Source organism: Streptomyces sp. CB02400 (genome assembly GCF_001905725.1).
Classification (GTDB): domain Bacteria; phylum Actinomycetota; class Actinomycetes; order Streptomycetales; family Streptomycetaceae; genus Streptomyces; species Streptomyces atrovirens.
Map to the genome: position 1 here is coordinate 18,282 of NZ_LIWB01000034.1, position 11,217 is coordinate 29,498.

Genomic DNA, 11,217 nt, shown 5'->3' on the forward strand with positions numbered 1-11,217 from the left:
AGGCTGCGCCGCCCCTGCCCGGCAGACCGTCCGCGCCGCCAGCGAGCCGGCGTACGGAATCCCCTCGCCCGACCGGGCGGACGTCATGACAGCCCTCGAACAGGCAGTCAGTGACGGGCGCAGCCGCACGGAGATCCGCCGCTGGCTGAGCCGGGCGGAAGAGGTGACCCACGGTGGAGCCACTGCCGAGGAGAACGATCCGATCAGGGCTGCTGCCGATGCGCTGCTGAGGCTGGAACGGGCCGTCGGCGTGCCGACACCGCGGGAACCAACCTTCCGGGAGCGGAAGGCCCTCAATAAGGTCAGGCAGTTGCTGGGAGCTTTCGCGGAGCAGAAGAAGCACGGGATCTGGGCCGTCACACCCCGTCAGCACCAGCAGCTCGTCCAGGCCGCGGAGCAGGCGTCCGCCTGGCTCACCGACGAACAGCGCTCCCAGGTACAGGTGTGGCAGACGGCGCCACCAGTGCCGGTACCGGAGCCGTACGCACGGCCGACGGCGCCTGGCCGATCACCGCGCAAAGCGCCTGCGGCCTCCCGCCCGGCGCACTTCGATGCGGCCGGTCTGGCAGACGCCGTCCGGGACGTCCTGGAGCACGCAGCCCGGCTGGGGAAGACCGCGCCCTTCGCCGATCTGTGTGCCCAGGTCAAGGGCATGCGCGCTGAGGGAAGCCGATCAGGTACAGGTGCTTCGCCGGGTCAAGCCCACCGCTCGCCCGCGCAACCCGAAGCCACAGCGTCCAGCCCTGCTCACCGCCCTGATCACCACTGATGCAGGAACCATGCACCCGAGCTACCGGCAGCTGGCCGACCACGCCGGCCACCACCTGCCCCAGCAGGCCGACGGCGCGTGGACCGACACCGTCAACATCCTTCACGACCGCTACCGCAACCCGTAGCAGCACTCCGCCGGCAGCTGAGGCGCAACGGCAAGGCTGAAGGCCCTCATCCGTTGCTGAGGGCCTTCAAGCAGTCTGGGCCTGGTCACGTTGATGGGGCTCCTCGAACTTGGCTCTGGCCCCAGTTCCGTGGAGGCACAGGTCAGTGACAGGGAGGGGCCGTCCCTTCCTGGGTGTCCGTGCTGCCGCGATCAATGCGTTCAGGGACGTAGGGACAGTGGTCGGCTGTCTTGTGATGATCGACGGTTGGGTCGGTTCATGCCTGGAACTCGGTGAGGTCGATGGCGTGAACGTGCAGTGGGTAGCCGTACACCGGGTGGACCGTCTCCCGCTCGGGCACCATGCCGAGCTTGCGGATGACGTTCTCGGAGGCGTTGTCCCCCACCCGGCTGATGCTGATGACACGGTCCAGGCCGCGGTCCTGGAGTGCGAACTCCAGTGTGGCGTGCGCGGCTTCGGACGCGTATCCCTGGCCCCAGAACGGTGATCCGAGCCGCCAGCTGATCGCCACGGCGGGCATCACCTCCGGCAGGAACTCGGGCACGGACAGTCCCGTGAAGCCGATCAGCTCGCCCGAGGCCAGCAGCTCGACGGCGAAGAGTCCGAAGCCCTCCTCGTCCCACTCCTCCTCCCACCGTTCGATGTCCTCGGCCGTGTGGTCCAGGTCGCGCACCGAGCCGTCGTCGATCCAGCGCATGACCCGTGGGTCCGCGTTGATGTCCGCCATCGGCGCGAGGTCGTCGTCGTGCCAGCTACGGAGGAGAAGACGGGGTGTGCGGATCTCGGTCATGTGCCCATCCTGCCGAAGGCAAGCACCGCATCGGTAATCCGGCGCCCGCCCTGCCGCTTCGAAACCACAACGCGTCAGGCTCTTGCGCCGTACACCGTGACGGGGGAAACATCGGGCCGACGGCCGGGCGGACGACGTGCCGCTTCGACAGCGCGGCCCAGAGGCCAGACCGATTCGGTGGCAGCCTGCCGCAGCACCAAGATCATCCACGGAATCGCGGCCAGAGCCGATTTCAAAGAACGCCCTCATCCTGGCAGCTCCCATTGACCTACCTGCTCCAGCACAGCCCCGCCGCGCCCGCATGACGGCCCGTCACCCACCCCGACCACCGCGTCGACTGGATGCACACCCGGCCCCCCTGACCACCACCACGGTCAGGACCGTGGTCGGGATCCGAGCGGGCGCCACGCAGACCCCGACCACGACCATCAGGCCCCCGGCCACGAGGCCTACCACAGCGGGTCAACGCCGTGCGCAGACCATTGCGCAGCCGAACACGCAGCAACTGCGCAGCCGTCGAGCGCGCGGTAGAGGGAAGCCCGGCGGGCGGTGGGACACCACGCCGTCGCCCCGCGCAGGTATGAGGAGCTCAAGGCGGGGTAGCAGGACGGGCGGCTGGACGAAGTGGCAGACGTCCAGGTGCCGGCGGGAACACGACGGGGCGGTGGCGGACAGGACCTGGGGAGGTCACACACCACCGCCCCGGCACAGGAACAGCCCGTCCCGACCACCAGCCGCGCAGAACGGTCAGTCAAAGACGTGTCGCTACGCGGATCAGGTCGGCGACTGCGCGAAGTCGGCTCTGCGACGGCCAAGCGATCACGGTTGTCACGGGCGGGGCATCCAGGACCGGCACGGCGGCGAGATCCCGGCGCAGGTCGGTGCCGGCAGACTCGGGGATGATCGCGGTGGTGTGGCCGAGCGCGATCAGTTGGAAGAGCTGTGTCAGGTTTCGTACCTCTGGTCCTGGTCCCTCCGGGTAGCTGCCGCCGTGGCCCGGCCAGCGTGCCATCGGCAGTTCCGGCAGTGCGGTGACCTCGGCCACCCGGATCTGGGAGCGGCCGGCGAGGGGGTGAGAGGCGGGCAGGATCGCCACCTGTCCCTCGGTGTACAGAATTTCGGTGTCGAGTCCGGCCGCCGAATCGAAGGGCAGGTGCAGCAGAGCCACATCGGCTTGCCCGTTGTGCAGCAGTTCCTGTTGCTGGTGCGCTTCGCAGAGCAGCAGATCGACGGTGGCTGCGCCGGGCTCCGCGCGGTAGGCATCGAGCAGTTTGGCCAGCAGCTCGCCGGCGGTGCCGGATTTGACGGCGAGGACGAGGCGGGGGCGGCTTTGCGTGGCCTGCTGGGCACGCCGCTCGGCAGCGGCTACCGCGCTGAGGATCGAACGTGCCTCGGGCAGCAGGACGGCCCCTGCCTCGGTGAGCGTGACCCTGCGGCTGGTGCGCTCCAGCAGCGTGACCCCGAGCTGTCGTTCGAGCCGGGCGATGGCGCGGGACAGGGGCGGCTGGGCCATCTCCAGACGCTGGGCGGCCTTGCCGAAGTGCAGCTCCTCGGCGACGGCGACGAAGTACCGCAGCTCGCGTATCTCCATACATGCACGGTAACCGTGGGGAGGGCCGATTGATGCCGTCCGGGTATCGCTGCACTGCCGAGACGGTGTTGGTGCCTGGCCCAAGCGCAGCCATGCTCGGTCTCATGAGTGAGGAGACGATTGCGCTGGTCACCGGCGCGAACAAGGGAATCGGGTACGAGATCGCGGCCGGGCTGTCTGCGTTGGGCTGGAGCGTCGGTGTCGGCGCCCGGGACGAGCAGCGCAGGGCGGATGCCGTGGCGAAACTGCGCGCGGCAGGCGCCGACGCGTTCGGCGTGCCCCTGGACGTGACCGACGACGAGAGCGTGACCGCCGCCGCGCGGTTGATCGTGGAGCGGGCGGGACGCCTTGACGTGCTGGTCAACAACGCCGGCGTCGCGGGCGGCTGGCCGGAGGAGCCTTCGGCCATCGACCTGGAAACCGTGCGGCGGCTGGTGGAGACCAACGTCATGGGCGTCATCCGGGTCACCAACGCGATGCTGCCGCTGCTGCGCCGCTCGGCGCAACAGCGGATCGTCAACCAGTCCAGCCATGTCGGCTCTCTGGCGCTGCAGACCACGCCCGGCGTCGACCTCGGAGGGATCAGCGGGGCCTACGCGCCGACGAAGACCTTCCTCAACGCCGTCACCATCCAGTACGCCAAGGAGCTGAGCGGCACCAACATTCTGATCAACAACGCCTGCCCCGGCTACGTGGCCACCGACCTCAACGGGTTCAGCGGTACTCAGCCCCCTGAGCAGGGCGCGGCAATCGCCGTCAGGCTGGCGGCCCTGCCTGACGACGGCCCCGCCGGTCAGATGTTCGACGACAGCGGAGTCGTGCCCTGGTGATGTCCTGACGTGTTCCCACTCGACCGGGCTGCCGCTCGACACGCCCCGCCAGCGCCGCGTGAGCAGTCGTCTGTCACGGCCCGAGTGAACCGCTCCAGGTCTGATGGAGGCTCCGGAGTGTCCTGAGTTTGGTGGAGTCATGTCGCTCGCTCAGGGACGCTTTACCCGTGGTACGCTAGGGTTGTCATCATCCCGGACTCCGAATGGTAGATGTTGTGGCAGTGCAGCATCCACAATCCGGGGTTCTCCGCGTCGAAGTCCGCCACCAGTTTGTTGTGGGGCAGCACGATCGACGTGTCCTTGCGGGCTCCGTTCGAGTCCAGGCCGGCGAGCGAGAACGTGTGGCCGTGCAGATGCACGGGGTGCCACATGTGGGTGGCGTTGATGATGACCAGCCGCACCCTCTCACCCCGCTCGACCCTGTGGAGCGTGTCCGGGTCATAGGGCTTGTGATCGATCCCCCAGTCGTACTCCTTCATACCACCGGTCAGCTTCAGCCTGAGCAGGCGGTCGTAGCCGCGTCGGGGCATCGCGACCGACTCGTCCGGCCGCAGCCGGCGGGCGGACACCAGCACCTCACGGTCCAGTTCCACTGGATGCGCGGAAGGCTTGGGGACCGCTCCGGCGCCCGTGCGCAGGACGGCCATGGCCCGGCCCCGCTTGCCCTCGGCGAGCGCGACGAGCGGAAAGACCCCGGACTGCGCGGTGATCAGCACGTCGTACCGCTCGGCCATGCCGATGACCAGGGCGTCGGTCTTGTAGGGCTGCACAGGGAAGCCGTCGCTGTGGGTGACGGTCATCCGGTGCCCGCCGAGAGCCACCCGGAAGGCCGATTCCCCGCCGGCGTTGATGATGCGCAGCCTGATCCGGTCGCCGGGCTTGGCCCTGAATTGTGTGGGGTCGTCCGCCGTGCGCCCGTTGATCAGGTAATAGGGGTAGGCGACGTCTCCCGCGTGGCCACCGAGCAGCTTGCTGGTGGCGCCCGACATCAGTCGCCTGGGCCCTTTCCCGCGGTACGGCGACGGTTCCCGTCCGGGTCCCTTCCCGTCGTCCCTTCTCTCGGACGCGGCGTCCGCCAACGCCCCGCCGCCGGCCCCCACGGGCCCCTCCGGCCTGTTGCCGTGGCCCATCGGCGGCTTGCCCTTGCGGAGTTGGGAGAGAACGTCGTCGGGCGTGGAGCCGTCCACGCCGTCGATCCAGTCGTCCAGCATGACGATCCACTCGTGGTCGTACCTGAGTGGTTCTCTCGGGTCGTCGACGATCAGCGGCGCGTACATACCGCGGTCGATCTGCACGCCCATGTGAGGGTGGAACCAGTAGGTGCCGGGGTGCGGCGCGGTGAAGCGGTAGTCGAACGTCTCGCCTGGTTCGACCGGCGGCTGGGTCACCCCGGGCACGCCGTCCATGTCGTTGTGCAGCGCGATGCCGTGCCAGTGCACGGTCGTTGCCTCCGGCAGCTGGTTGGCCAGGGTCAGCGCCAGGGTGTCGCCCGCGGTGACCCGCATCTCCCGGCCCGGCAGCAGTCCCTCGTACGTCCATGATCTGAAGGTGCGTCCGGCGCCCAGTTCGACCGGCGACAGGGCAGCCCTGAGGATGTGCTTGCGGCCCGGTTCGGCGGGGGCCGGATGTGTCTCGTCGGCCCCTCTGCCGTTCGGCGTGGATCCGGCGGGGGTGTCCGGCGCGGGCACGCCGGGATTGCCGCGGTCACGCGAGCGGGCGGAGGAGCAGGCGGCGAGCAGCCCGGAGCCCGCGGCCGCGATCCCGGCGCCGAGTACGGCGCGACGCGTGGGGGAGATCTGACTGGTGTGGTCCGTGCGCATGACTGGGTGCACCTCGCTCGTGGGGGAAGGCAGGTGAAAGCGTGGGTCTGCCACCATCGCCTGGACCGGACCGGACCGGACCAGACGGCCGGCGACACTCCTCCTGACCAGGTGCCAACAGGGCGGTGAGCACGATCCGGCAGACAGCGGAATCAACTGTTCCGGATATCGGCGTGCTTCCCTCACCGATGCCCGGAAGGCCGCTCAGAGTGGCCGTGCGGATATCCCGACCGACAGGGCACCGGACGGCGCGCGCCGTCCGTGCGGGCCGCGCCCGCATTCGACCCTCGGATCAGTACTCACATGAGCACACTATCCCGACAAGGTGCATATTTGGGACATATGGAAATTTTCGGCGCGATCGTGTGGTCTGCCCGCCCTCCCCGTGCGACGAGCCGGCGCCCCGATGATGCCGGTGCCGCCATGGCGGATCCTTGGCGCATGGAAGAGGTTCTCGCGTATGCCGTCGTCGGCCTGGTGGGGCTGTGGGGAGTTTCGCATGTGATCCCGACCCGGGCTGTCGTCGCTGGATCGGGGAAGACCTCCGCGGTCGACCGTCGCATGCCGGTCCAGGAATGGCTGGCTGAAGCGGTGACCACGTGGTCTCTCACAGACGAGGTGGGGGGGTAGCCGTCGCTGCCGGGGACGGCCAGGGTGGGGTCTGTCAAGCGAGTTACAGTCCCCTTGGAAGAGCCGCTCGTTTGACAGACTTTGGCAGGGGTGCCTATGCCTTGCGTACGGCGTTCAGGCAGCGGGCGGCGTGGGCGTGCAGGGCGTCGGTGAGTTCGGGTGGTGCGTTGGTGAGAGTGAAATCGGCGTCGGCCGAGGTGACCATCCAGGCGAGGTCACGGGGGGTGTCGGCGCCCAGGTGCAGTGGGCAGCTGTCATCGTCGACGGGTTCGACGACGCCCATGCCGGGCCAGATGCGGTCGGTGACCGCTGCGGCGGGCTCGTGCAGGGTGATGGTGGCCTGGAACGGCCAGGTCCGCGATGACAGCTGGTGGGCCAGATAGGTGGCCACGTCGGTGTCGGGGAGTTCGCGGGGGGGGAACCGCGGTCCGGTCGGCGTGCGCGGAGTGAGTCTATCGACGCGGAAGGTACGCCAGTCGGTGCGGTCGGTGTCCCAGGCGACCAGGTACCAGTGGCGGTCGAAGCTGACGAGGCTGTGCGGGTCGACCAAGCGCGTGCTGCGGCTGCGGCAAGGGCCGGCGTAGTCGAAGCGCAGCCGTTCGCGTCGGCGGCACGCCTCTGCGATGGCCATGAGGGTGTCCGCGGAGACCTTGGGAGCCGGGGCTGCGCCGGCCCGGACAGTAGCGGTGTGCAGGGCGCTCACTCGGGTCTGACGCAGCGTTGGGTGACAAGTTCGGTCACGCGGCCTGCAGGGCCGGTGTTGTCATGACGGTCTCGAATTCGACGGGGGTCAGCCGGCCGAGTGCGGCTTGTCGGCGGCGCCGGTGGTAGGTCCGCTCGATCCAGGTCACGATCGCGATCCGCAGTTCTTCGCGGGTGGTCCAGGTCCGGCGGTCGAGGACGTTCTTCTGCAGCAGGCTGAAGAAGGACTCCATGGCGGCGTTGTCGCCGGCAGCTCCGGCCCTCCCTGTCGATCCGGCCATCCGGTGGCGGTCGAGCGCCCGGACGAATTTCCGGGAGCGGAACTGCGATCCGCGGTCGCTGTGGAGGATACATCCGTCGACCTGTCCGCGCCGGGCGACGGCGTTGTCCAGAGCGGTCACGGCCAGACGGGACTTCATCCGCGCATCGATGGCGCAACCCACGATCCTGTTGCTGAAGACGTCCTTGACCGCGCAGAGGTACAACTTCCCTTCGTTGGTGGCATGTTCGGTGATGTCGGCAAGCCAGAGCCGGTTCGGACCGTCGGCGGTGAAGTTGCGGCGGACCAGGTCGTCGTGCACCGGCGGGTCGGCCTTCTTGATCCTGCCGCCCTTCTTGCCGAACACGCTCCACCAGTGGTCGTCCCGGCAGATCCGCCATGCGGTCCGGTCGGCCATCGCGGCCCCGGGCCACGGTTCCTCGCGACCCGCACGACGTCCTCACGGAACTCTTCGGGATAAGGCTTGGGCACAGCGACATCCTTCCCACCCGCCCCACAGGGCAAGCCGGTTCAGATGTCACCCGATCGTGCGGCAGACCCCTTGTCACCAGCAGCACGCGAAGCATTGTTGTTGTCACCATCGGCTACCTGAGTCGCACGGCGACCGGCACCCCAAGTGATGAACTGCACGGCGGGCCACTCGCCCAGGATCGCCGTCCAGGGGGCTTCGCGACACGCGCCCGCCGTACGAGGCGACGGCTGCCGGAGGCCGGGGCTCGAATCGTCTCCCCAATCGCACTTGACCTGGAGCGCGCTCCAGATCTGAGGATGGGGGGCATGGATATCAACACCACTGCCCCCCAGATCGTCCTCGGGACGATGGACTTCGGCACCCGCGTCGGCCCGGAGGAAGCTTTCGCGATCCTCGATTCCTTCGTCGGCGGAGGTGGTGTCTGGCTCGACACCGCGAACTGCTACTCCTTCTGGGTCGATTCGAGTGGCGTCGGCGGTGCCAGCGAGCGTGTCATCGGCGCGTGGCTTCGATCCCGCCCCGGCGCGCGCGACTCGGTGCGGATCGCGACGAAGGTCCGGCAGAATCCGCTCGTTCCGCACTCCTGGCCACAGAGCGCCGAAGGACTTTCCGCCCCCGCCATACGAATTGGTGTTGAGGGGAGCCTGGGGCGTCTCGGAGTCGATCACGTCGATCTCCTCTGGGCTCACGCCGAGGACCGCACTGTGCCGCTGGAGGAGACCGTCGGTGCCTTCGGCGAGCTGGTCACGAAGGGAACGGCTCTGCGCGTCGGGGCGGCGAATCATGCTGCCTGGCGCGTCGAGCGCGCCCGGTCACTCGCCCGGGAGCAGGGCGTGGAACCATGGACGGCCCTGCAGCTGCGCCACTCACTTGTCCAGCCGCGCCCGCTCACCCCGCTCGCGGAGGGCGGCCATCGCCTGCTCACCGACGAGGACCTGGACTTCGCGCAGTCGGAGGGGCTCACCATGTGGTCGTACAGCTCGCTGATGTGGGGTTCCTACGTGCGCGCAGACAAGCCGCTTCCACAGACTTATGATCATCCTGGTACCACCCGGGTGCTTTCGGTTCTGGACGACGTGGCCGGCGAGCTGGCGGCCACGAGGAACCAGGTCGTCCTCGCATGGCTGATGCGCCGGGGGATCGACCCCATCGTCGGCGCGAGCCGGGTGGAGCAGATCGAGGAGGCACTCGCCGCACGCCGTGTGCGGCTGAGCGACGAGCACCTGGCGCGCTTCGCCGAAGCCCGGTAGCAACGGTCAGACAAGGAGCCCTGTGACCACCCTCCTCACCCCGGCAGCAGCGGCCGACCGCACCGGCGTCTCCCTCGACACACTGCGCTACTACGAGCGCGAAGGGCTGATCGGACCGATCCGGCGCTCCCCCGGTGGACGCAGGGAGTACACCGAGGACGACCTCTTCTGGATCGGCCTGGTCACGTGCTTTCGTGACGCCGGCCTCGGCATCGCGGACCTGCGGGAATTCGTCGCCATCCTGCGCGCCGAGCATTCTGCGCAGGACCGGGTCACCTTCCTCCGCGAGCGCCGTGCCACCCTGGAGCAGCGAGTGGCGGCGCTGCGCCGGGCCATGGAGGTCCTCGACGACAAGATCGCCTACTACAGCTGAGTGCCGCACGCCCCGCGCTCAACTCGCGCTCCGTCCACCACCCCTAACCCCTCGCCACCTGAAGCCGGCAGTGGCACAACGTCCGTGCCCTCACTCAGGCAGACAGATGGACTCACGGCGTTCCCCACTACCACCTTGGTCCAGTTGCATGACCCCACGTCGAACAACTGGGCCGAGGCGATCGGCAACGGCTCGCCCCCGCAGGAGTGATTGTCGAGACTTGTGGATCGGCCGGGGTGAGGTAGCCGATCATGCCGGTCAAGGGCGTGTGCGACGCCGGTAGTAGTGCGTGGTGACGGCAGCCAGCAGCGGCCCCCACGCCACTATCGGCACATAGCAGACGGTCATCACCCATTCCCCCCACGGTGTGATCGCCATGTCGGCGTGCAGCGTCGTCCACACGAAGAGCACGCCGTAGACCGTGCAGGCGAGTGCGCCCAGCGCCGCGGGTATGACCGCGGCGAGTACGGGGACGCGGCGCCCGTGTAGGCGCGGGATCCACCGGGGCCATACCTCACCCCAGGGCCGCACCAGTCCCAACGTCAGGAAAGCCGCTGCCTCCTGCAGCACGGACAGCAACGGCACGATGAGATACCCCCAGCCGGGAATGAGCATCGCGTCGTACTCAGACTCGGCGAGCCCCAGCGGGACACCGAGCACCACGGCGCACCGCCACAGCGCCGACGGCATGGATGTCCATAAGACCGCGGCCGCTGCGCGCCGGGCCCATGGCGGGACAGGTGCAGTGGTCACAAGACGTGTAGGGGTGGGTGGCTGCGTGCTGCTGGTCATGAGGCCGGCTCCCTGTTCGTGGACTGGTTGCGACATCCCGGAGGCTGTCACGCACCCTCGCGCGGACACATCCGTCCCCAGGGCGGGAACACGTGCGCCTCTGGGTGCATGCGCCCAAAACGGAGTCAGACCATGGAGTCAGGAACAGTCATACGCCGGTCGGAGCACTCACGCCGCACTGAGCTCGGGACGTTCGACGAGCTGACCTCGTTCGAAGCAGGCGCCAGCCCGGACGAGAGATACCAGGTGGGGCGCGTTCACCGCGCGCCAGCGGGCCTGGGCGGACTCTACGAGCTTGAAGACCGTCGCGAGGGCGGCGGTGCGGGATCCGGCGCCGCGGGTGCCCTTGGTCCGCAGCCGGACGGTGGCGAAGGCCGACTCGATCGGGTTCGTGGTCCGCAGGCGGATCCAGTGCTCGGCTGGGAAATCGAGCCGTTGCTGCCCGGGCCGGAGCCGAAGCAGGTGGAGGGCCGGCCTCGGGTGCCAGACCGGCAGGCGCTGTGCGGGATCCTGTTCGTCCTGCACACCGGGATCCAGTGGGAGTACCTGCCCCAAGAGCTCGGCTTCGGCTCGGGCATGACGTGCTGACCTGCGCAGATGGCTCTGCGGCAAGCGGATCGGCATGCGCATCGCCCGCAAGGGCATCGAGTCCAGCGAACGATTGGGGCGCCGGCGATGGGTTGTCGAGCGGACGATGCCCTGGCTGTCCGGCTACCGCGGACTCAACCCCCGCTACGAACGCGATCCCCGCAACTACCTGGCCTAATCCCAATACCGGTGACTTTGAGTGG

At 68.7% G+C, this 11,217-nt stretch carries 9 protein-coding genes and 4 pseudogenes; 6 read left to right on the forward strand and 7 right to left on the reverse strand.

What is annotated here, in order from left to right; translation table 11 throughout:
* The first annotated feature begins 85 nt into the window (after window positions 1–85).
* Window positions 86–769 (forward strand): hypothetical protein, encoded by a 684-nt coding sequence (locus tag AMK33_RS42345; protein ID WP_143203920.1) that lies wholly within the window; start codon window positions 86–88, stop codon window positions 767–769.
* A 383-nt stretch (window positions 770–1,152) separates the two neighbouring features.
* Here the strand turns inward: AMK33_RS42345 and AMK33_RS39490 are convergent, their stop codons facing one another.
* Window positions 1,153–1,686, reverse strand: coding sequence for a GNAT family N-acetyltransferase (locus AMK33_RS39490; RefSeq protein WP_073938063.1), 534 nt, complete (start codon window positions 1,684–1,686; stop codon window positions 1,153–1,155).
* Between the two features lie 751 nt (window positions 1,687–2,437).
* Window positions 2,438–3,277, reverse strand: coding sequence for a LysR family transcriptional regulator (locus tag AMK33_RS39495; protein WP_073938064.1), 840 nt, complete (start codon window positions 3,275–3,277; stop codon window positions 2,438–2,440).
* 92 nt (window positions 3,278–3,369) lie between these two features.
* Between AMK33_RS39495 and AMK33_RS39500 the strand changes: the two genes are divergently transcribed.
* Window positions 3,370–4,107: an SDR family NAD(P)-dependent oxidoreductase gene (locus tag AMK33_RS39500; protein WP_073938065.1), complete on the forward strand. Its 738-nt coding sequence runs from the start codon at window positions 3,370–3,372 to the stop codon at window positions 4,105–4,107.
* A gap of 161 nt (window positions 4,108–4,268) precedes the next feature.
* Here AMK33_RS39500 and AMK33_RS39505 read toward each other — a convergent pair whose 3' ends face one another.
* From AMK33_RS39505 to AMK33_RS39520, 3 genes and pseudogenes are all read right to left on the reverse strand, one after another.
* Complete coding sequence (locus tag AMK33_RS39505; protein WP_073938066.1) at window positions 4,269–5,927, reverse strand: multicopper oxidase family protein; 1,659 nt, start codon at window positions 5,925–5,927, stop codon at window positions 4,269–4,271.
* Window positions 5,928–6,651: 724 nt separating this feature from the next.
* Window positions 6,652–7,188 carry a WYL domain-containing protein gene (locus AMK33_RS39515; protein WP_073938068.1) on the reverse strand — a complete coding sequence of 179 codons (537 nt, stop codon included), beginning with the start codon at window positions 7,186–7,188 and terminating at the stop codon, window positions 6,652–6,654.
* A 106-nt stretch (window positions 7,189–7,294) separates the two neighbouring features.
* Window positions 7,295–7,960 (reverse strand): annotated as a pseudogene (locus AMK33_RS39520) (IS3 family transposase); the annotation flags it as partial.
* A gap of 347 nt (window positions 7,961–8,307) precedes the next feature.
* On the opposite strand from AMK33_RS39520, the gene AMK33_RS39525 reads away from it, so the two are divergent.
* Window positions 8,308–9,261 carry an aldo/keto reductase gene (locus AMK33_RS39525; protein WP_201263170.1) on the forward strand — a complete coding sequence of 318 codons (954 nt, stop codon included), beginning with the start codon at window positions 8,308–8,310 and terminating at the stop codon, window positions 9,259–9,261.
* 22 nt (window positions 9,262–9,283) lie between these two features.
* Window positions 9,284–9,634: a MerR family transcriptional regulator gene (locus AMK33_RS39530; protein WP_073938070.1), complete on the forward strand. Its 351-nt coding sequence runs from the start codon at window positions 9,284–9,286 to the stop codon at window positions 9,632–9,634.
* A 258-nt stretch (window positions 9,635–9,892) separates the two neighbouring features.
* Here the strand turns inward: AMK33_RS39530 and AMK33_RS39535 are convergent, their stop codons facing one another.
* Both AMK33_RS39535 and AMK33_RS39540 read right to left on the reverse strand, forming a co-directional pair.
* Complete coding sequence (locus AMK33_RS39535; protein ID WP_235618354.1) at window positions 9,893–10,324, reverse strand: hypothetical protein; 432 nt, start codon at window positions 10,322–10,324, stop codon at window positions 9,893–9,895.
* A gap of 270 nt (window positions 10,325–10,594) precedes the next feature.
* Window positions 10,595–10,852 (reverse strand): annotated as a pseudogene (locus AMK33_RS39540) (IS256 family transposase); the annotation flags it as partial.
* Between AMK33_RS39540 and AMK33_RS44545 the strand changes: the two are divergent.
* Both AMK33_RS44545 and AMK33_RS44550 read left to right on the forward strand, forming a co-directional pair.
* Window positions 10,838–11,011, forward strand: a pseudogene (locus AMK33_RS44545) (transposase); the annotation flags it as partial. The pseudogenes AMK33_RS39540 and AMK33_RS44545 overlap by 15 nt on opposite strands.
* A gap of 25 nt (window positions 11,012–11,036) precedes the next feature.
* Window positions 11,037–11,192 (forward strand): annotated as a pseudogene (locus AMK33_RS44550) (IS5/IS1182 family transposase); the annotation flags it as partial.
* Between the last annotated feature and the right edge of the window lie 25 nt (window positions 11,193–11,217).